The 20769-nt window shown below is 61.8% G+C and carries 22 protein-coding genes; 6 read left to right on the forward strand and 16 right to left on the reverse strand.

The features are described 5' to 3' along the window. Positions 1 to 69 precede the first annotated feature (69 nt). Positions 70 to 708, forward strand: coding sequence for an aminoacyl-tRNA hydrolase (gene pth, locus EIC84_RS06535; protein ID WP_003066030.1), 639 nt, complete (start codon positions 70 to 72; stop codon positions 706 to 708). A gap of 80 nt (positions 709 to 788) precedes the next feature. Here the strand turns inward: pth and EIC84_RS06540 are convergent, their stop codons facing one another. Then, positions 789 to 1049 carry a YfhL family 4Fe-4S dicluster ferredoxin gene (locus EIC84_RS06540; RefSeq protein WP_003066028.1) on the reverse strand — a complete coding sequence of 87 codons (261 nt, stop codon included), beginning with the start codon at positions 1047 to 1049 and terminating at the stop codon, positions 789 to 791. 175 nt (positions 1050 to 1224) lie between these two features. Between EIC84_RS06540 and EIC84_RS06545 the strand changes: the two genes are divergently transcribed. From EIC84_RS06545 to EIC84_RS06565, 5 genes are all read left to right on the forward strand, one after another. After that, the gene (locus tag EIC84_RS06545) at positions 1225 to 2187 is read left to right on the forward strand and encodes an ABC transporter permease (protein ID WP_003066026.1); all 963 of its coding nucleotides are present in this window, start codon (positions 1225 to 1227) and stop codon (positions 2185 to 2187) included. Further along, entirely contained in the window at positions 2184 to 3089 is a 906-nt protein-coding gene (locus tag EIC84_RS06550; protein ID WP_003066024.1) for an ABC transporter permease, read from the forward strand. Before EIC84_RS06545 ends, EIC84_RS06550 begins: the two co-directional genes overlap by 4 nt. A gap of 6 nt (positions 3090 to 3095) precedes the next feature. After that, on the forward strand, positions 3096 to 4124 hold the full coding sequence (locus tag EIC84_RS06555) for an ABC transporter ATP-binding protein (protein ID WP_003066022.1): 1029 nt from the start codon (positions 3096 to 3098) through the stop codon (positions 4122 to 4124). Further along, positions 4121 to 4951: an ATP-binding cassette domain-containing protein gene (locus EIC84_RS06560; RefSeq protein ID WP_003066021.1), complete on the forward strand. Its 831-nt coding sequence runs from the start codon at positions 4121 to 4123 to the stop codon at positions 4949 to 4951. Before EIC84_RS06555 ends, EIC84_RS06560 begins: the two co-directional genes overlap by 4 nt. A gap of 171 nt (positions 4952 to 5122) precedes the next feature. Then, positions 5123 to 6610, forward strand: a complete 1488-nt coding sequence (locus EIC84_RS06565) for an ABC transporter substrate-binding protein (protein ID WP_003066019.1) — start codon at positions 5123 to 5125, stop codon at positions 6608 to 6610. Between the two features lie 200 nt (positions 6611 to 6810). On the opposite strand, the gene EIC84_RS06570 is transcribed toward EIC84_RS06565, so the two are convergent. From EIC84_RS06570 to EIC84_RS06640, 15 genes are all read right to left on the reverse strand, one after another. Further along, positions 6811 to 7458, reverse strand: a complete 648-nt coding sequence (locus EIC84_RS06570; protein ID WP_003066017.1) for a LysE family translocator — start codon at positions 7456 to 7458, stop codon at positions 6811 to 6813. 78 nt (positions 7459 to 7536) lie between these two features. Then, a complete protein-coding gene (locus EIC84_RS06575) occupies positions 7537 to 8427 on the reverse strand; it encodes a DMT family transporter (RefSeq protein ID WP_003066016.1) in 891 nt (296 codons plus the stop codon). A 195-nt stretch (positions 8428 to 8622) separates the two neighbouring features. Further along, positions 8623 to 9345, reverse strand: a complete 723-nt coding sequence (gene folE, locus EIC84_RS06580; RefSeq protein WP_003073932.1) for a GTP cyclohydrolase I — start codon at positions 9343 to 9345, stop codon at positions 8623 to 8625. A gap of 205 nt (positions 9346 to 9550) precedes the next feature. Continuing rightward, positions 9551 to 10315, reverse strand: coding sequence for an endonuclease/exonuclease/phosphatase family protein (locus EIC84_RS06585; RefSeq protein WP_003066010.1), 765 nt, complete (start codon positions 10313 to 10315; stop codon positions 9551 to 9553). Positions 10316 to 10329: 14 nt separating this feature from the next. Continuing rightward, the gene (gene nudB, locus EIC84_RS06590) at positions 10330 to 10833 is read right to left on the reverse strand and encodes a dihydroneopterin triphosphate diphosphatase (protein ID WP_003066008.1); all 504 of its coding nucleotides are present in this window, start codon (positions 10831 to 10833) and stop codon (positions 10330 to 10332) included. A 243-nt stretch (positions 10834 to 11076) separates the two neighbouring features. Further along, positions 11077 to 12882, reverse strand: coding sequence for an aspartate--tRNA ligase (aspS, locus tag EIC84_RS06595; protein WP_003058472.1), 1806 nt, complete (start codon positions 12880 to 12882; stop codon positions 11077 to 11079). 18 nt (positions 12883 to 12900) lie between these two features. Then, positions 12901 to 13545 (reverse strand): DUF502 domain-containing protein, encoded by a 645-nt coding sequence (locus EIC84_RS06600; RefSeq protein ID WP_003058473.1) that lies wholly within the window; start codon positions 13543 to 13545, stop codon positions 12901 to 12903. Between the two features lie 14 nt (positions 13546 to 13559). Continuing rightward, a complete protein-coding gene (locus tag EIC84_RS06605; RefSeq protein WP_003066005.1) occupies positions 13560 to 13844 on the reverse strand; it encodes an FmdB family zinc ribbon protein in 285 nt (94 codons plus the stop codon). Positions 13845 to 13945: 101 nt separating this feature from the next. Further along, positions 13946 to 15397: a sodium:solute symporter family protein gene (locus tag EIC84_RS06610; RefSeq protein WP_003066003.1), complete on the reverse strand. Its 1452-nt coding sequence runs from the start codon at positions 15395 to 15397 to the stop codon at positions 13946 to 13948. Between the two features lie 35 nt (positions 15398 to 15432). Further along, positions 15433 to 17001, reverse strand: coding sequence for a ubiquinone biosynthesis regulatory protein kinase UbiB (gene ubiB / locus EIC84_RS06615; protein WP_003066001.1), 1569 nt, complete (start codon positions 16999 to 17001; stop codon positions 15433 to 15435). After that, positions 16998 to 17609, reverse strand: coding sequence for a hypothetical protein (locus EIC84_RS06620; protein WP_003065999.1), 612 nt, complete (start codon positions 17607 to 17609; stop codon positions 16998 to 17000). The genes ubiB and EIC84_RS06620 overlap by 4 nt, the downstream gene beginning before the upstream one ends. A gap of 139 nt (positions 17610 to 17748) precedes the next feature. After that, a complete protein-coding gene (locus EIC84_RS06625; protein WP_034362179.1) occupies positions 17749 to 18750 on the reverse strand; it encodes a Tim44 domain-containing protein in 1002 nt (333 codons plus the stop codon). A gap of 51 nt (positions 18751 to 18801) precedes the next feature. Then, on the reverse strand, positions 18802 to 19533 hold the full coding sequence (ubiE, locus tag EIC84_RS06630; RefSeq protein ID WP_003065997.1) for a bifunctional demethylmenaquinone methyltransferase/2-methoxy-6-polyprenyl-1,4-benzoquinol methylase UbiE: 732 nt from the start codon (positions 19531 to 19533) through the stop codon (positions 18802 to 18804). 243 nt (positions 19534 to 19776) lie between these two features. Next, positions 19777 to 20196, reverse strand: a complete 420-nt coding sequence (locus EIC84_RS06635; protein ID WP_003065996.1) for a gamma-butyrobetaine hydroxylase-like domain-containing protein — start codon at positions 20194 to 20196, stop codon at positions 19777 to 19779. 74 nt (positions 20197 to 20270) lie between these two features. Then, positions 20271 to 20708: an HIT family protein gene (locus EIC84_RS06640; RefSeq protein ID WP_003065994.1), complete on the reverse strand. Its 438-nt coding sequence runs from the start codon at positions 20706 to 20708 to the stop codon at positions 20271 to 20273. Between the last annotated feature and the right edge of the window lie 61 nt (positions 20709 to 20769).

The raw sequence follows: 20769 nt of genomic DNA on the forward strand, positions 1-20769 counted from the left end.
GCTTTTTCTTTGGTCCATGCACAACAGCCCTCGCCCGCCCAGCTTTGCTGGCAAGAAGATAATCGAGCAATGATCAAACTGTTTGTCGGCCTCGGCAATCCTGGCCCTGAATATGAAGACACCCGGCACAATGCCGGCTTCTGGTGGATCGATGCGCTGGCGCGCGAACTCAAGGTCAACCTGGTTCCAGAACGCAGCTACTGGGGATTGATGGCACGCACCAGCATCCACGGCCAGAGCATCTGGCTGCTGGAGCCGCAGACCTTCATGAATCTCTCGGGCAAGTCGGTCGGCACACTGGCCCGCTTCTTCAAGATTCAGCCCGAGGAAATCCTGGTCGTGCATGACGAGCTGGACTTCGAGCCCGGCGTGGTCAAGCTCAAGCTCGGCGGCAGCCATGGCGGCCACAACGGCTTGCGCGATATCCATGCCCAGCTGGGTTCGCCCAATTACTGGCGTCTGCGCGTGGGCATAGGCCACCCCGGCCACAAGGGCGAAGTCGCCAGCTGGGTGCTCAAAAAACCGGCCCCCGACCAACTCAAGCTGATCGAAGACGCCATCGCACATTCGCTCAAGGCCTGGCCCGATATGGTGGCCGGCCAGATGGACAAGGCGACTCTCGCGATCCACACCACCAAGGCACCACGCCCCAAGCCACCCCGCAAGCCTGCGCCCGAGGCCGCCCAGCCCGCAGCTGGCGAGGCCTGAACCCGAGGCAGAATGAAAAATAGCTCCTGAATCAGGAGCTATTTGCGCTTGATATACAAAGAATTCAGACTCAAAGAGCCTTAACTTTCTTTCTTGGCCTGCGTAAGCAGCTCATATTTCTTGAACAGCACCTCACGGCTTTCGATGTACTCGGGGTTCACCGGTATGCAGGCCACGGGGCAGATCTGCACGCACTGGGGCTCGTCAAAATGACCCACGCACTCGGTGCACTTGTGCGGATCGATTTCGTAGAACTCCTCACCCATATAGATGGCATCGTTGGGGCACTCGGGCTCGCACACATCACAGTTGATGCATTCATCGGTAATCATCAATGCCATGTGCCAGCTCCTGTGAAGTTCTCGGTATCGACCCACATTATCCCAAGCTCCCCAAGACATGGCAGCGCCCGGGACAAAGCCACCCCCTCCCGGACGCGGCACAATTGCCGCTATGCTGCGCAGCACGCAAACACCGCGTCTGAGCCCACTTCACGATGAAACAACGCCCCACGCCATGAGCATCTTCTTGCTCAAACGCCTGCTTACGCTGGTCGCCACATTGATCGGTGCCTCCATCGTGGTTTTCGCCGTGCTGGAAGTCCTGCCCGGCGATGCCGCCCAGATGCTCATGGGCCCCGATGCCGAGCCCGAGGCCGTGACGGCCATGGTTCAGCAACTGGGCCTGGACCAGCCCGCGCTGACGCGCTACTGGCAGTGGATAACCGGCTTGCTGCACGGCGACATGGGCGACAGCTACGTCTATGGCTCGCCCGTGGCCGAACTGGTCTGGGAACGCCTTGCGGTCACCGTGCCGCTGGCCATCATGGCCATGTGCATCACCGCCGTGCTGGCCATTGCTGCGGGAGTGTTTGCAGCCGCCAACCATAAACGCTGGGGCGATGTAGGCCTCATGGGCCTGGCCCAGATCGGCATTGCCATCCCCAACTTCTGGTTTGCGATTCTTCTGATCCTGCTGTTCTCGGTGAAGCTGCAATGGTTCTCGGCCGGCGGCTTTCCGGGCTGGAGCGAGGAGGCCGGCGGCGGCTTCTGGCCTGCGCTGCAGGCACTGCTGCTGCCGGCCGTTGCGCTGGCCGTGGTGCAGGCAGCCATCCTGGCGCGCATCACCCGCTCTGCGGTGCTGGAGGTGCTGCGCGAGGACTTTGTGCGCACGGCCCGCGCCAAGGGGCTGTCACGCGGCGAGGCGCTCTGGCGTCATGTGCTGCGCAACGCCATGATTCCCGTCGTCACCGTCATGGGACTGCAGTTCGCCAATCTTCTGGCAGGCACCATCGTGGTGGAGAACGTGTTCTATCTGCCGGGCCTGGGCCGGCTGATCTTTCAATCCATTTCCAACCGAGATGTGATCGTGGTGCGCAACTGCGTGCTGCTGCTGGCCGCCATGGTGGTGGTGGTGAATTTTGTCGTCGACGTGCTTTATGCCGCCATCGACCCCCGCATCAAGGCCGGCGATATATGAGCAGGCAGACCGATACCCGCGCCAGTGTGAGCGACTACCCGACACGCGCCTTCACGCGCACACAGCCCCAAGGCTTTGGCCGGCGCGCCTTGCAGCACCGCAGCTTTGTGCTCGGCGCCCTGCTCACGACCTTGCTGATTGCCGCCGCGCTGCTGTCTTTTGCCTGGACCCCCGGCTCGGCCTATGAAGTGGATATGGACGCAGCCCTGCAGGCCAGCAGCAGCCGGCACTGGCTGGGCACCGATGCCTTCGGGCGCGATATTGCCTCGCAGATTCTGGTCGGCGCACGTGCATCGATTGCCGTGGGCCTGATCGCCGTGGGCATAGGTCTGACGCTGGGTGTGGTGCTGGGCCTGGTCGCCGCTGCACGCCGTGGCTGGGTGGAGGAAATCATCATGCGGCTGGCGGACTTCACCTTTGCCTTTCCAGCCCTGCTCTCGGCCATCATGCTCACAGCCGTGTTTGGAGCCGGCATGGTCAATGCCATCATTGCCATCGGCATCTTCAACATCCCCACCTTTGCGCGCATCACCCGCGCCTCGGCCAATGCCATCTGGGCGCGCGACTACGTGCTGGCCGCGCGCGCCTGCGGCAAAAGCCGCAGTGCCATCACTTTGCAGCATGTGCTGCCCAATATTGCGGCCGTACTCGTCGTGCAGGCTACCATTCAGTTTGCACTGGCCATTCTGGCCGAGGCCGCCCTATCCTATCTGGGCCTGGGCACGCAGCCGCCCCAGCCATCCTGGGGACGCATGCTCAGCGAAGCCCAGACCCTGATGTTCCAGGCGCCGCTGCTGGCCGTCTGGCCCGGCTTGGCAATCGCCTTGTCGGTGCTGGGTCTGAACCTGCTGGGCGACGGTCTGCGCGACCTGCTGGACCCCCGACTGACACGCGAGCGTTGAATCACCATGGCTTTGCTTGAAGTCTCCAACCTCACCATCAATCTGCAGACCCATCGCGGCCGGGCTCAGGCCGTGCGCGATGTGAGCTTTACGTTGGAGCGCGGTGCCACGCTAGGCCTGATCGGCGAATCGGGCTGCGGTAAATCGCTGACGGCATTGGCGCTGATGGGCCTGCTACCCGAACACGCACAGGTGGACGGCAGCATCCAGCTGGACGGCCAGGAACTACTGGGCCTGAGCGAGCGCCAGCTCTGCGCCCTGCGCGGCAACCGCATGGCCATGGTGTTTCAGGAACCCATGAGCGCCCTCAACCCCGTGCACAGCATCGGCCGCCAGGTGGCAGAGCCGCTGCGGCTTCATCTGGGAATGAGCCGCGCCCAGGCCCGCGCCCGCGCCACCGAGCTGCTGGAGAGAGTGGGCATTGCACAGGCTGCGCAGCGGCTCGATGAATATCCTCACCAGTTCTCCGGCGGCCAGCGCCAGCGCATCATGATTGCCATGGCTCTGGCCTGCGGTCCCGATCTGCTGGTGGCCGACGAGCCCACCACAGCCCTGGATGTGACGGTTCAGCAGCGCATTCTGGATCTGCTTCAAGAGCTGGTGGCCGAGCATTCCATGGCGCTGGTGCTCATCAGCCATGATCTGGGCGTGATTGCCCAGAATGCGGAGCAGTTGCTGGTCATGTATGGCGGCACCGTGGTCGAATCCGGCATGACGGAAGCGGTGTTCGCCAGGCGCGCCCACCCTTATACGCGCGGCCTGTTTGCTGCACGCCCACAACTCCACGCCACAGAAGGTACAGCCCATCTGCCCACCATTGTCGGAGCCGTGCCAGAGCTCGTGGACCTGCCCGCAGGCTGCCCGTTTGCGGGCCGCTGCGCCCATACTCAGGACGAGTGCTATGTGGAGCGCCCCCAGCCTCGCACGCTGCACCAGCCCAGCATGGCGGCACCTGCCTCTCTCGCTTCCTGGCGCCAGCCCCATGTGGCACGCTGCCTGTATGAACAGGTGCTGACGGCAGGAGCAAGGACATGAACGAGCCAGCCGAAACCTCTGAAGCTGGAACCAGCAGCGCAATCTTGCTGAGGGTTAGCGGCCTGAAACGCGCATATTCACGTCCCCGCACATCACTGTGGCACAAGCCCGAGCCGCTGCAGGCGCTGCGCGGCGTGAGCTTCGAGCTGCAGGGCGGACAAAGCCTGGGCGTGGTCGGCGAATCGGGCTCCGGCAAGTCCACGCTGGCACGTCTGGTCATGGCTCTGGACCGCCCCAGCGAAGGCAGGGTGGAACTGCTGGGCCGCAATCTGCACCGGCTGTCCGAACAGGAACTGCGCGCCGCGCGGCGCGACTTCCAGATGGTGTTTCAGGACCCCTATGGGTCGCTGGACCCGCGCATGACAGTGGAGGCCATCGTCAGCGAGCCTTTGGGAACGACTCATGAGAAGCTCAGTCGCCCTGCCAGGCGCCAGCAGGTGCTGAGCGTGCTCGACCAGGTCGGTCTGCGCGCGCAGGACGCCGACAAATATCCGCACGAGTTCTCCGGCGGCCAACGCCAGCGCATCGCCATTGCCCGCGCTCTGATAACCCGCCCCCGCCTGATCGTGGCCGACGAGCCGGTCAGTGCGCTCGATGTCTCGGTACAGGCCCAGGTGCTCAATCTCATGCAGGACCTGCAGCGCGAGCTGGGCCTGTCCTATCTGTTCATCAGCCATGACCTGGCCGTGGTCCAGCATGTCTGCGATCAGGTCATCGTGCTCCATCAGGGTGAAGTGGTGGAGCGCGGCACACCGCGCAAGCTGTTCTCCGCCCCCGAGCACCCCTATACCCAGGCCTTGGTCAAGGCCGCACCGCGAGTCATCTGAACCGGGCCGGCAAACAGTTGTGCACACTCGCAGCAGCGATATGCCTGCGACCACTGCAAAGACTGCTCCGACTGGTGTAAAAACGCATATGAAACAAGTCCGCTCCCCGCGATGACTTGCAGCGCTTTTGATGGCCCCATGCGGCCAGCCCCCCCATCGGAGACTTTGTTGATGCTCAATCGCCGCTCCTTGCTGGCCAGCTCGGCTGCCAGCTTGCCCTTGTTCGCTGCCTGGCCTGCCATGGCCCAGGCCAAGAAAGACAGTGTCACGCTGGCCATGACGCTGGAGCCGCCAGGACTGGACCCCACGGCCGGGGCGGCCTCCTCGATTGCCGAAGTCGTGCTCTACAACGTGTTTGAGACACTGACCAAGATCAACTCCGACGGCAGCGTCTCGCCTCTGCTGGCCGAAAGCTGGGAAGTCTCGTCCGATCTCAAGACCTATACCTTTCGCCTGCGCAAGGATGTGAAGTTCCAGAACGGAGAGCCCTTCAACGCTGCCGCCGTCAAGTTCTCGTTCGACCGCGCGGCCGCGGACAAAAGCACCAACAAGGACAAGCGCACCTTTGCCAATCTGAGCACCAAGGTCGCCGACGAGCATACGGTGGTGCTGACCAACCAGGAGATCGATCCCGACTTTCTGTTCATGATGGGTCAGGCAACCTCCATCGTTGTCGAACCCAAGAGCGCCACCACCAACGCCAGCAAGCCCGTGGGCACCGGCCCCTACAAGCTGGCGGCCTGGGCCAAGGGTGCATCGGTCACGCTGACCGCCTGGCCCGGCTATCGCTCGGCACAGAGCATTCGCATCAAGCGCGCCGTGTTCCGCTTCATCCCCGATCCCGCAGCACAGGTTGCAGCCCTGCTGGCCGGCGATGTCGATGCCTTCCCGCGCGTCTCGCCGCGCAGCGTGCCCCAGTTCAAAGCCAACGCCCGCTTTCAGGTGGTGGTGAGCAACTCGCGCGCCAAGACCATTCTGGCCATCAACAATGCGCGAAAGCCGCTCAGCGATATCCGCGTGCGCCGTGCCATTGCCGCCGCCATCGATCGCAAGGCCGTGATTGCCGGTGCCGCCGATGGCTATGGCGTGCCCATCGGCAGCTACTATGTGCCCACGGCCTTTGGCTATGTGGACACCACAGGTGTCAACCCCTTTGACCTGGAAAAAGCCAAGGCTTTGATGGCTGAAGCTGGCGTCAAGACCCCGCTGACCCTGACCATGACGCTGCCGCCCGCGCCCTATGCGCGCCAAGGCGGCGAGCTGATTGCAGCCCAGCTGGCCAAGATCGGCATCCAGCTCAAGCTGCAGAATGTGGAATGGGCACAGTGGCTGTCGGGCACCTACACCAACAAGAACTACGACCTGACCATCATTTCGCATGTGGAGCCGTTTGATCTGGGCAACTTTGCCAAGCCCGATTACTACTGGGGCTACCAGTCCCAGGAATTCAACGAGCTTTTCGACAAGATCAAGCACACACCGCGCCCCGCCGACCGCGCGCGCCTGCTTGGCGACGCCCAGCGCCTGCTGGCGCATGATTCGGTGCACGGCTTTCTCTACACCCCGCAGTGGGTGACCGTGGCGAACAAGAAGCTGCGCGGGCTGTGGAAGGACATGCCGGTGTTTGTCAATGACTTGTCTGCGCTATCCTGGGGATAAGAACGACAAGCTCTCCCTGAGGCGCTACGCGCCTTCCCCCTAGCCGGGCGCCTCTCTCTCTACGTGCTTCGCTCACTATGGGAGGGGGGACGGAGAGGGACTGAGGGGGACGAAAACCTCGCTGCGGGGCGGCGCGGCCGGCACAGGCCCTTGCTCGCTGCCCCTTTGCTGGGGCGCGCCAGTTTTAAGAGTGTTTGCCTCTAGCGTTGCACCATCACAAGACGAAGTGCGAGCGCACCGAAAACGGTCGCAGCAATGCGGTTCAGCCAGCGCTGGGCGCGCACGGAGCGCTGCAGGATCTGGCCAAAGAGCCCCGAGAAACAGGCGATAGAGCCAAAGACCAGCCAAGCTGCTGCCATGAAGACGCTGCCCAGCACCATGATCTGCACTGGCACGCTGCCGCGAGCGGGGTCGGCGAACTGGGGCAAAAAGGCCAGAAAGAAGATCAGCACCTTGGGGTTGGTCAGGTTCATGACCACGCCTCTGCCCACCCAGCCCATGGCGGAGCGCAGAGTCAGCACATCGCGCTGCTCCTGCGCCCTGGCACTTTCTTCGACGCTGACCGGCGCATGCCATGCACCCCAGGCCAGATAGGCCAGATAGGCAGCGCCGCAGAGCTTGAGCACCGTGAACAGCATGGGCGATGTGGCCACCACGGCCGCCAGTCCCAGTGCCACGGCGGCCGTATGTCCGACAATGCCCAGACACAGGCCCAGCACCACGCACAGCCCTACGCGCCAGCCGCGCTGTGCCGATTGCACCAGCACAAACAGGTTGTCGGGGCCGGGGCTCAGGCCCAGCAGCAAGGCCACGCCAAAGAATGTGATCAGGACTTCCCAGGTCGGCATTTTCAGATCTCTTCAAAAACAATAGCTATTTGCGATTCATCGGCAAGGGCTACAGGCCTTTTCGACAAACGACTCACTTCAACCCAGCCCCAGTGCCGTCACGCCCAGGGCAATCATCACGGCCCCGGCAATGCGCAGGGCCCGGTCGCCCTCGCCCAGCAACCTGCCGCCGATCAGCGCTGCGAACAACATGGACACCTCGCGCGCAGGCGCGACATGGGAGATGGGCGCGCTTTGCACGGCATAGAGCACCAGCACATAGGCAATGGGGCTGAAGAAAGCCACCACTGCCGCGTAACGCCACTGCAGACGCCACAGGCGCTTGGTCTCGGGCCAGTCCCTGGCGGCCAGCGGCGCCAGAATCACCAGGCGGATCAGGTTGCCCATATAGTCCACCAGAATCGGCGACATCAGCAGCATCTTGACGGCATAGCTGTCCACCACGGTGTAGCTGGCAATGAACAAGCCCGTCAGCAGGCCATAGTAGAGGCCCGCGAGCACACGCTGACGCGCCTCCAGGTCCTGTCCGTCGCGAATGGCCACGATCATGCGCGGACCGCCCGCGATCAGGAACACACCCAGCACAACGCCCGCAATGCCGGCAGCCCCCAGCGTTGAAATCTGTTCCCCCAAAAACATCACCGCCACCAGCGATGAGATCAGTGGCCCGCTGCCGCGCGCCAGCGGATAGACCACGGTGAGATCGGCCACGCGGTAGCCGCGCAGCAGCACCACGAAATAAGCCACATGCAGCACGGCGCTGGCGGTGACGAAGGCCCACTCCATCCAGCCCCAGCCCGGCACCACATCCTTGCCCAGCCACCAGCCCAGCGGCAACCAGATGACGGCATTGCAGATGGCGGTGTAGAGCGAAAAACGGGCATCTCCACCCGCCTTCTTGGCCACGATATTCCAGCCCGAATGGATCAGGCCGGCCAGAATGATGAGAGTGAACGCTTGCAGGGACATGAGAGCCGGAAATGCAAAAGGCCGCGCGATGCGCAGCCTTTTGAAAGGAAAAATTCAGTGCTTCATCTGGCCGAACATGGCCAGTGCGTGATGAAACTGGCGCAGCACATGTGAGAGACGCCAAGCAAGGGCCGCCCCGCAGCGAAGGCGTCGCCCCCCCTCGGGGGAAGGCGCGAAGCGCCACAGGGGGATCATTTATTTTCTAGCTGCTATGAGCGACAGGAATTCGCGGCGCAGTTCGGAGTTGGTGAGGAAAGCGCCGCGCATGACGGAGTTCAGCATCTTGGAATCCATCTCGCGCACGCCGCGCCAGGACATGCAGAAATGCGAGGCCTCCATGACCACGGCCAGCCCGTCGGGTCGGGTCTTGTCCATGATCAGGTCGGCCAGCTGAATGATGGCCTCTTCCTGGATCTGCGGGCGACCCATGATCCAGTCCACCAGACGCGCGTACTTGGACAGACCGATCACATTGGTGTTCTTGTTGGGCAGCACGCCGATCCAGATCTTGCCGATCACGGGACACAGGTGGTGACTGCAGGCGCTGCGCACGGTGATCGGGCCGACGATCATCAGCTCGTTCAGATGCTCGGCATTGGGGAATTCAGTGATGGCCGGCTGATGCACATAACGGCCGCGGAACACCTCATTCACATACATCTTGGCCACACGGCGGGCCGTGGCGCGCGTGTTGTGGTCATGCACGGTGTCGATGACCATGGAGTCGAGCACGCCCTGCATCTTCTCCTGCACCTCGTCCAGCAGCTTCTCCAGCTCGCCGGGCTCAATGAATTCGGCAATGTTGTCGTTGGCGTGGAAACGTTTCTTAGCTGCCTGCAGCCGCTCGCGGATCTTGACCGAAACGGGTGTTCCTTCGGCTGAGTTGTCTTTTTTCATGTCGGCGAGATCTCTGAACATTCAAGAATGGTACCAGTGAATCAACTTCCCGAAGCTACAAAGGATTTGCCGTCCAGATGCATGTTTACAAGGCGTTGGAAGCTATGGTTTCAGGAGCAATCTCAAAATAAGCATGCACCCGACCGGAGACAGCGAGCAAGCGCCGCCGCGCGGCGAGGCTGTCGCGCCCGCCCGAGCAGCAGGCGCGGGGCCGGGATCAGGGCCTCTACAGCTTGAACTCTGCGATCAGCGGCAGATGATCCGACATGCGCCACCAGATGCGCCCCTTGGGCACCTGCAGCCCCAGCGGGGTCAGGCCGCGCACATAGATATGGTCGAGCTGCGCAATCGGCAGCCGCGAAGGGTAGGTCAGAATGCCCTGCGTTTCCTCGTACTCGAACAGGCCGAAACCCGCCAGCATGCGCTTGATCTGGTTGCCCCAGTCATTGAAGTCGCCCGCCACCACCAGCGGCGCATTGGGCGGCACCTCACGTTCGATGAAACGCTGCAGCAACGCAATCTGGCGAATGCGGCTGCCCGGAATCAGACCCAGGTGCACGACGATGGAGTGCACGCGCTTACCGTGGATGTCCAGCTCCACATGCAGCAGGCCGCGCTGCTCGAAGCGGTGGTCAGAGATGTCCTCATGCTGGTAGCCGATCACGGGCCAGCGACTGAGCAGCGCATTGCCGTGCTCGCCGTCCCGGGTGTAGGCATTGGTCAGATAGACGGACTCGTAGCCTTCGGGAGCCAGATACTCGGCCTGCGGCACATTGGGCCAGCGGTCGAAATACTGCTCCTCCTTGCGGTTCATCTTGCGAACCTCCTGAAGGCAGACGATGTCCGCATCGAGCTGTTCCACCGCGAGTCCCAGATTGTGAATCTCCAGCCTCCTGGCAGGGCCCAGGCCCTGCACACCCTTGTGAATGTTGTAGGTGGCCACGCGCAGGATCTGCGGCTCTGGCGGCGTAAACAACTGAACTTCAGACATAGGCACTGTTGGTTTCAAGGCTGCGGCCTGCAGCGGCGCTCGACCAGCGCCGGCTCGAAGCGCGGCAACAGCAAAATAGCTTCTGCGTTGGAAGAAGAAAAGCAGCGCTGGGCTGCCTCACGCCAATCATGCCAATCATGTGCGGTGTGCTCCCTGGGATTCAAGTGCACGGTCATGTGATGCGGCACACGGAGGCCGAAGACACGCTCCTGGTTATGGCTGACGCCCGGCGCGTAACGATGCAGCCATTGCGGATAGATGGCGTAGACGTTCTCGAGTTCCCAGTCGGTCAGGCAACAGTCCGGCGCCAACGCATCGATGCCGGTTTCCTCGAGCACCTCGCGCACGGCGGTTTCGTGCCAGTCCTCGTCCAGGCTGTCCTTGCTGCCCGTGACGGATTGCCAGAAAGGCTCTCCCTCGGGCGCGGCAATGCTTCGACGCAGCAACAACACCTGCCCGTCTTCGCGGTAGATCACGACCAGCACGGACTGCGGAATCTTGTAGGGCCTGACTTCCATCGCAGCATATTAGCGCGGCCAGCATGACAGCAGGCTGAGTCGCCCTGCTGCTTGATAGCCATCAATATTCATAGCTTCAACCGCTCTCCATTCATTGAATTCAGACTGAAAACTATCTGAATTTCAAGATTGACAGGCGCAAGCAGCTCCCGATTTCAAAGCAATAAAAAAGCGCCAGCCGCTTTCGCGAACTGGCGCCCGGGTGTGAACAGCGACCGGCGCTGTTCACGGGGAGCTTGGGAATCAAGCCTCGGTGGTGACCACCATGGGGTTGCGCAGCTTGATGTGCAGCTCGCGCAACTGCTTCTCGTCCACGGGCGAGGGAGCCTGGGTCAGCAGATCCTGGGCACGCTGTGTCTTGGGGAAGGCAATCACGTCGCGGATGGAGTCGGAGCCGGTCATCAGCGTGATCAGACGATCCAGGCCGAAGGCCAGACCGCCGTGGGGGGGCGCACCGTACTGCAGCGCGTCCAGCAGATAGCCGAACTTGGCACGTTGCTGCTCGGGCGTGATGTTCAGGGCTTCAAACACCTTGGCCTGCACGTCGGCACGGTGGATACGCACCGAGCCACCGCCCAGTTCCCAGCCGTTCAGAACCATGTCGTAGGCCTTGGCAATGCACTTGCCGGGATCGGTGTCCATCAGGTCTTCGTGACCATCCTTGGGCGAGGTGAAGGGGTGGTGCACGGCCACCCAGCGGCCGGATTCCTCGTCATGCTCGAACATGGGGAAGTCCACCACCCACAGAGGCGCCCACTTGTCTTCGAACAGGCCGCTCTTCTTGCCGAATTCGCTGTGGCCGACCTTCAGGCGCAGGGCGCCGATGGAGTCGTTGACGATCTTTTCCTTGTCGGCGCCGAAGAAGATGAGGTCGCCATCCTGGGCGCCGGTGCGCTTGAGGATTTCGGTCAGGGCAGCATCATGCAGGTTCTTGACGATGGGCGACTGCAGGCCTTCGCGGCCCTTGGCCACTTCGTTGACCTTGATCCAGGCCAGGCCCTTGGCACCGTAGATCTTGACGAACTCGGTGTAGCCGTCGATCTCGCCGCGCGAGATGGCAGCGCCGCCGGGCACGCGCAGGGCTACGACACGACCGCCCTTGGTAGTGGCGGGGGTGGAGAAGACCTTGAAGTCCACGTCGCCCATGATGTCGGTCAGCTCGGTGAACTCCAGCTTGACGCGCAGGTCGGGCTTGTCCGAACCGAAGCGGAAGGCCGCGTCCTGGTAAGTCATGATGGGGAACTCGCCCAGATCCACGTTCAGCTGGGTCTGGAACACTTCCTTGATCATGCGCTGGAAGATGGCGCGGATTTCCTCTTCGTTCAGGAAAGAGGTTTCGCAGTCGATCTGCGTGAATTCGGGCTGGCGATCAGCGCGCAGGTCTTCGTCGCGGAAGCACTTGGTGATCTGGTAGTAGCGGTCGAAGCCCGAGACCATCAGCATCTGCTTGTACAGTTGGGGCGACTGGGGCAGCGCGAAGAATTCGCCGTCATGCACACGCGAGGGCACGAGATAGTCGCGGGCGCCTTCGGGCGTGGACTTGCCCAGCATGGGAGTCTCGATGTCGATGAAGCCTTCCTTGTCGAGGAAGTTGCGCACCTGGATGGCGGTCTTGTAACGCAGCATCATATTGCGTTGCATCACGGGACGGCGCAGATCCATCACGCGATTCGTGAGGCGCACGGTTTCCGACAGATTGTCATCGTCCAGCTGGAAAGGAGGCGTGACGGAAGCGTTGAGCACGTTCAGCTCATGGCACAGCACTTCGATTTGACCGCTCTTGAGCTTGTCGTTGGTGGTGCCGGCGGGACGCGCACGCACAACACCCTTGACCTGCACGCAGAACTCGTTGCGCACGTCTTCGGCCACCTTGAACATCTCGGCGCGGTCGGGGTCGCAAACCACCTGCACATAGCCTTCACGGTCGCGCAGGTCGATGAAGATCACGCCACCATGGTCACGGCGGCGGTTCACCCAGCCGCACAGGGTCACGGTTTCGCCCATTTGGGCTTCGGTCACCAGACCGCAGTATTGAGAACGCATTGCCATGAAAATTCTTCCTGCACCTTAGGGGTGCGACAAGGTTGTTTGTTTGGATTCTTCGATCAGGGCGAGGTCTGGCGGAGCCACCACTCCCATCGAAACAATGTATTTGAGCGCCGCATCCACACTCATTTCCAGCTCGATGCATTCGCTCTTGCGCACCAGCACGAAGTAACCCCCGGTGGGGTTGGGCGTGGTGGGCACGAAGACGCTCACATATTCATCGCGCAGCAAAGCCGCCACTTCACCGCTGGGCTGGCCTGTGACGAAAGCCACGGTCCATACGCCCTCGCGCGGCCACTGCACCAGCACCGCCGTGCGAAAAGCGTTGCCGCTGTCGGAAAACACGGTGTCCGAGACCTGCTTGACGCTGGAATAGATGGAGCGCACCACGGGAATGCGACGCACCAGCGCATCACCCCAGCCCACCAGCTTGCGGCCGATGAAATTGCTGGCAATGCCGCCCACGAGCAGCAGAATCAGCAAGGTCAGAATAACGCCAAAGCCCGGAATATGCATGCCCAGCAATCTGTCGGGCTGCCAGGCTTCGGGAAGAATGGCCAGCGTCTGATCCAGCGTTCCGATGATCCAGTTGAGCACGCCCAGCGTGATCACCAGGGGAACGATGACCAGCAAACCGGCAATCAGCCACTTGCGCAATGCAGACATAGTGTGGGTAAGCCTCAGGAATTGGCGGGCGCAGGGGCAGGGGCTGCAGCAGCTGCGGGAGCAGGGGCTGCGGCACTGTCACTGGATGAAGAGGTGCTTGCAGCCGGCTTGCTGCCGCTGTTCTTGAAGTCCGTGGCATACCAGCCAGAACCCTTGAGCTGAAAGCCCGGAGCGGTGAGCTGCTTGGAAAAGGCCTCGGCCCCGCAAGCTGGGCACACGGTCAGCGGCGCGTCCGAGATTTTCTGCAGCACATCCTTGGCGTGACCGCAGGAGCCACACTTGTATGCATAGATAGGCATAGCGCTAAAAACGGGGGAAGTGCAAAAACCCTCAATTATAGGCGCCGCCCCTGGTTTTGCTGCGCTGCGCAAGCAAGCCCCGGTGCAGCCGGTTTGCACTCTCAAGCCTTGATCTCGACAAAGGACTCTATTTCACGGTGATGGTTGCTGATCCACTGCGGCAGCAGCGAGCCTGCCAGCATGCCGGCAACCGCAGCCAAAAGACCAGCCAGCTGCTGTGGAAAAGCCTGGTTGAGCGCGGGCGTGACCATGAAGACCAGCCACACACCGATGCCCAGCGCCACGGCGCTGATGGCGCCCTGGGTGGTGGCCCTCTTCCAGTACAGGCCGAACACCAGCGGCACGAAGGCCCCCACCAGCGGCACCTGATAGGCACTGGCGACCAGCTCATAGATGGGTGTGCCTTCCATGATGATCGAATAGGCCAGCACGCAGGCCGCGAACACCAGCACGCTGATGCGCATGGTCCTGAGGTTTTCCTTGTCCGTGGTGTAGGGTCGGAACTGGCGCCAGATGTTCTCGGTGAAGGTCACGCTGGGAGCCAGCAAGGTGGCCGACGCGCAGGACTTGATGGCCGAGAGCAGCGCGCCGAAGAACAGCACCTGCATGGCAAACGGCATCTTGTCCATCACCAGGGTAGGCAGCACCTTCTGCGGATCATCGGCCAGCAGGGCCGTTGCTTCGGCGGGCATGATGATGAGCGCACTGGCCACCAGGAACATGGGTACGAAGGCAAAGATCACATAGCAGGCACCGCCGATGATGGTGCCACGCACGGCCGATTTTTCGGTGTCAGCCGACATCACGCGCTGGAAGATGTCCTGCTGCGGAATCGAGCCCAGCATCATGGTCACGGCAGCGCCTATGAAGAAAACGATTTCATGCAGCGAGGGCTCTGGCAGAAACTTGAAGAGATCGCGGCTGGTGGCCAGATCGACCACCTTGCCCGCACCGCCCGCCATGTCACCGGCAAAAAAGGCCAGTATCAGCAGGCCTGCGACCAGAATGATCATCTGCACGAAATCCGTCACGGCCACTGACCACATGCCGCCGAACAGGGTGTAGACCAGCACCGAGAGCACGCCTATCGTCATGCCCATGGGAATACTGACGACACCGCCCGAGAGCAGGTTGAACACCAGGCCCAGCGCCGTGACCTGGGCCGAGACCCAGCCCAGATAGCTGAGCATGATGATCAGCGAGCAGACCACCTCGATAGTCCGGCCATAGCGCGAGCGGTAGTAGTCGCTGATGGTCAGCAGATTCATGCGGTAGAGCTTGGCCGCGAAAAAGCACCCGACCAGAATCAGGCACATGCCCGCGCCAAACGGGTCTTCCACCAGCGCATGCAGACCGCCTTCGATGAACTTGGCTGGCACGCCCAGCACCAGCTCGGACCCGAACCAGGTCGCAAAGGTGGTGGTGATGATCATGTAGAGCGGCAGATGACGGCCGGCAATGGCGAAGTCCGCCGTGTTCTTCACGCGTCTGGCGGCCCACAGGCCGATGCCGATGGTCACAAGCAGGTAGACGATCACCAATGAGAGCAGCACGCTGGCACTCCTCGAACTCTAGAGAAAGGGAAAGCTCAGAAACGGATGCGCAGCAGAACCTGCAGCACCACCAGACCGATGACGAAACCGATGCCGCCGCAGAGGATGGCCTGCAGCAGACGGTTGGTCGTTTTCTGCTGCTGCAGCAGCTCCTTGAGCAGGGTCTCGCTGTCATTGCCGGCTCCGTGCCTGGACAGATACTGGTGCAGCACGCGCGGAATGTCGGGCAGAATCTTGGCGTAGCGCGGCGCCTGTGCCTGCAGCTCATGCCATAGGCGCTGCGGCCCCATCTGGTCCAGCATCCATTTCTCGAGAAACGGCTTGGCCGTGCTCCACAGATCGAGGTTGGGGTCGAGCTGACGCCCCAGGCCTTCAATATTGAGCAGCGTCTTTTGCAGCAGCACCAGTTGGGGCTGGATCTCGACCTGGAAACGGCGCGAGGTCTGGAACAGGCGCATCAGCACCATGCCCAGCGAGATTTCGGCCAGCGGCCGGTCGAAATAAGGTTCGCAGACGGCGCGGATGGCTGCTTCCAGCTCCTCGACGCGTGTCGTGGCAGGCACCCAGCCGCTTTCCACATGCAAGGCGGCAACGCGCTTGTAGTCGCGGCGGAAGAAGGCCAGGAAGTTCTGCGCCAGATATTCCTTGTCGAACTCGGTCAGCGTGCCGACGATGCCGAAGTCCAGCGAGATATAGCGTCCGAAGGTATCGGGCTCCAGGCTGACCATGATGTTGCCCGGGTGCATATCGGCATGAAAGAAGCCGTCGCGGAACACCTGGGTAAAGAAGATGGTCACGCCATCGCGCGCCAGCTTGGGGATGTCCACGCCGGCTTCGCGCAGGCGCTCGACCTGGCTGATGGGCACGCCCTTCATGCGCTCCATCACCATCACATCGGTGTGGCAGTAATCCCAGTGGATCTCAGGGATCAGCACCAGATCCAGCCCTTCCATATTGCGGCGCAGTTGCGCGGCATTGGAGGCTTCGCGGATCAGGTCCAGCTCGTCATGCAGATAGTTGTCGAACTCGGCAACCACTTCCTTGGGCTTGAGGCGCTTGCCATCATGGGAGAGCTTTTCCAGCCAGCTCGCCATCATGTGCATCAGTGCCAGATCCTTGTCGATCACGGACTTCATGCCCGGGCGCAGCACCTTGACGGCGACATCGTGCTCGACGCCAGCCTTGTCGCGAACCCTGGCAAAGTGCACCTGGGCGATGGACGCGCTGGCCACGGGCTCACGCTCGAAGCTGATGAAGATCTGCTCCAGCGGCTTGCGAAAGGAACGCTCAATGGTGTCCACCGCGATCTGGGAATCGAACGGCGGCACGCGGTCCTGCAGCTTGGCCAGTTCCTCGGCCACATCGGGCGGCATCAGGTCGCTGCGCGTAGACAGCACCTGACCGAACTTCACGAAGATGGGTCCCAGCTCTTCCAGCGCTTCGCGCAGGCGCACGCCACGTGGCTTGTCCAGCTTGCGGCCAAAGGTCAGCACGCCGCGCAGGCTGCGCAGGCGCGGATGGGGAATCCCGGAGAGCACCAGCTCATCGAGTCCATAACGAAACACCACCCAGAGGATGGCCCAGCCCCGCAGAAAGCGGCTCATGGCTGTGTGTAATCGGCCCCGGGCATGGCTGCCACGGGTGCCGTGCCGGCAGGATTGGCGACATCGGCAGCAGAGGCAGACTTGCTGCCCATGCGTGCGCCGACGAACTGACGCAGCCCCTGTGCGGCCGTGCGTGCCACCTTGCCAATGGTGTGGGCCGGCACATCGCCAATCAGGCGAGCCAGATCTTCCTCCACATCCCACTTGACGTTATCCACCAGCCAATTGATCTCGGCGGCAAACTGCACATCGCCTTCGATGCGAATGCTGGGCTTGTCGCCACGCAAGGCCGTCTGAGCCAGCGACAGAGGAGAGGTCTCGGTGACTTCCAGCATCAGATCGGGTGCGGCCTCCGCAGGAGCCACGTCGAACAGGCCAGCAGGGGTGACCAGCAAGGCGACCGAATACTGGCGCCATTGCACGCGCGCAATACGCCCCTTCTGGCGCACGAGGCGGTCCATGGCCTCTTTTTCCTGCATCAGCACGTGATTGAGGAAAAGCACCAGACGCTGGTGCATTTCACTCACCAGCCATTCGGGAGCTTGGGGACCGGCCATCACGCGTTCGACGAGACCGCCCAGAAAAGAAAAAGGGGACTGTGTTGCCATAGTCCCCGATTATTCATGAAATTGATTCCCCCCTGTGGCGCTTTGCGCCTTCCCCCCAAGGGGGACGGCACCATCGCTGCGGGGCGGCCCTTGCTCGGTGCCCCTTGCATGGGCCGCGAGCAATCTCCTCCTGCGGCGCTTATTGCAGCGCCTGCACGCCTGCCACCAGCCAGCCGCTGGTGCCACTCTTGGGCTTGGTCATGTTCCAGACTTCACGGAAGGGGCTGGGGCCTGCCGATGCCTCTTCGCGGATCATGCCGGAGAACTCGACGCTGGCCATATAGCCATTGCCCAGATCTTCGATGCCCAGCAGTTGCGCATCGATCATCAACACGTCGGTGTGGTTGGGTTCACCGGCACGCTGGCTCTCGCGCTCGGACAGCTGGCTGCGGATTTCCGCGAGCATCTCGTCGGTCATCATGGAGCGCAGAGTGGTGATGTCGGACCTGTCCCAGGCCGACTGCAGCGTCACGAAGTTGCGCTTGGCTGCCGTGAGAAAGCCTTCGGCATCGAAGTCTGCAGGCACGCCCCAGTTCTGCGAACCCGACAGGGCAGAGCCGATCATGGAGCCGCCAGCTGCAGCTGCGGCTTCGGGAATATGGTTCTGTTCCCAAGGACGAGCCGACGCGTCATTGCCCACTTTTTCGGGGTTGTACTGGCGTGCCTGAGGTGCATTCACATCACCGCCCAGATTGCCTGCGCCCTGAAAGGCGAATGGACTGCTGGTGCTCTGCACGGCAGGCGCTGCCTTGCGACGGCGCATGATCATGCCGACCACCACCATGATCACCATGGCCAGCAGACCGAACATCAGCATATTGGCAAAGGCTTCGCCCATGCCCAGCGAGTTGGCCAGCCAGGCCAGGCCCAGGCCTGCGGCCAGGCCGCCCAGCATGGCGCCCCATGGTTTCTTGGGTGCAGCGGCCGGAGCCGCTGCAGGCGGAGCAGCACGGTTTTGCTGCGCCGCACTCTGCTGCGGAGCCTGCTGGGTATTCTGAGCGGGAGCACGAGACGCTTCGCGTTGAGTGACGTTGCCCGACTGCTTGCCGAACGATGAGCCACCGCCCATGCGTTTTGCATCGGCCTGACCATGTGCCACCACCAGCATTGCCACCAAGGCGATTGACCAAAGTTTCTTCATCTCATCTCCCTTCTTATAGAAAGTCGCTACAAATCTGCGCACAGGGCGCACTTAACACTTGATTCCCACATGCAAGGCACAGACGCCTCCTGTCATGTTGTGATAGTCCACATGGCCAAAGCCGCATTGCTGCATCAGGGCCTTGAGCTCCTTCTGGCCTGGGTGCATGCGGATGGACTCCGCCAGATAGCGATAGCTTTCGGCATCGCCGGCAATCATCTTGCCCATGGTCGGCAAAATCTTGAACGAGTACCAGTCATAGACTTTCTCCAGCGGTTTGGCCACCTTGGAAAACTCCAGCACCAGCAGCTTGCCGCCGGGACGCAGCACACGGTTCATTTCCTTGAGCGCTGCATCCTTGTGCGTCATATTGCGCAGACCGAAGGCCACGCTGACCAGATCGAAATAGTTGTCGGGGAAGGGCAGCTTCTCAGCATCGCAGACCAGCGTGGGCAGGATCACGCCCTTGTCGGTCAAACGGTCACGCCCCACGCGCAGCATGGCTTCATTGATGTCGGTGTGCACCACCTGACCGCTGGCGCCCACCTTCTTGGAAAAAGCCAGGGACAGATCTCCTGTGCCGCCTGCGATATCCAGCGCCTTGTCGCCTTCCTTGAGGTTGGCCACCATCAGCGTGTAAGCCTTCCAGGCACGGTGCAGACCGCCCGACATCACGTCGTTCATGACGTCGTACTTGGAAGCCACGGAGTCGAACACACCGCGTACGCGCGATGCCTTCTCGCTTTCATCAACAGTCTGGAATCCGAAGTGTGTGGAGCTCATAACAAAGAATGCTAAGCAGGCAGTGCTTGCGCGTACAGCGACAACCCCGTATGGCTACAGGCTTTGAAGCACTATGGTTTTTTGAAAGAATTCGCCTTGAGCGCTTATTTCACATGCGCTGCCAGCTATTGGAAATATAGCACCAGCCTCAATAACCCTGTACCGTACGCATGGGCTATGTGGCGTGTACGGGACGTTGCTGCCGGCTTTTGAGCCGACATGCAAGCCCCTGGGAGTCAAAGCTCAATGCACGCTGCAGCCATGACCGCCGGCGCCCTTCTCGGGCATGGGCGTGTCGCGCTCCATCCCGGCCTCTTCAAGGCGCTGCAGATATTGCTGCCACAGAGCATCCTGCTGGCTGCCCAGCTGGTAGAGGTATTCCCAGGTGTACAGACCGCTTTCGTGCCCATCGCTGAAGAAGGGCTTGATGGCGTAGTTGCCGACCGGCTCTATGGTGTTGATGCCCACATCGCGCTTGCCGGTCTGCAGCACTTCCTGGCCCGGGCCATGGCCTTGCACCTCGGCCGAGGGCGAGTACACGCGCAGCAACTCGAACGGGATGCGGAAAGTCTTGCCGTCCGAATAAGAAACCTCCAGCACGCGCGATGCGCCATGCACGGTCAATGACTGGGGGGTGGGAGTATTGGCTTGCAGTCCTGCCATGGTTCTCTCCTAATCAATGCATAAAAGGGCAGCCTCAAGCTGCCCTTTGAATCTCCCGACGGAGATGAAAAACATCACGCGGCCCAGAGGGCCAACGCCTTTTGCAGCACTTCATCCACCTGCGGCAGCTGGCGGGCGATCTCAGCTTCGCGCTCTTCATTGCGCTCGCGCTGGGCCGCTGCCCAGACCGAAGCGGGAAAGTGGCTGTCCCAGTCATAGCGCGCAATCACATGCCAGTGCAGATGCGCCACCATATTACCGAGAGCCGCCAGGTTGATCTTGGTTGGAGCCAGTTGCTCGCGCAGCACGCGCTCCACCAGGGCCACGGCATCCATGCAGACAATGCGATCCGCCGCGCTCAGATCCGAGAACTCGGCCGCATGCTCATTCCAGACCACGCGATAGAAGGCCGGAAAGCCAGCTTCCGCTGCGCGGATCACGCGCAGCTTCTCACCGTTCCAGATCAATGCGCCGCCATCGGTTGCACACAGAGGACAATTTTCAACCAGCATCTGAAATCTCCATTGCAATGCTTCTCGATGTGACCCCAGCATAGGCCGGAGACACCGAGGC

It is taken from the genome of Comamonas sp. A23 (assembly GCF_004522605.1).
GTDB lineage: Bacteria > Pseudomonadota > Gammaproteobacteria > Burkholderiales > Burkholderiaceae_C > Comamonas > Comamonas thiooxydans.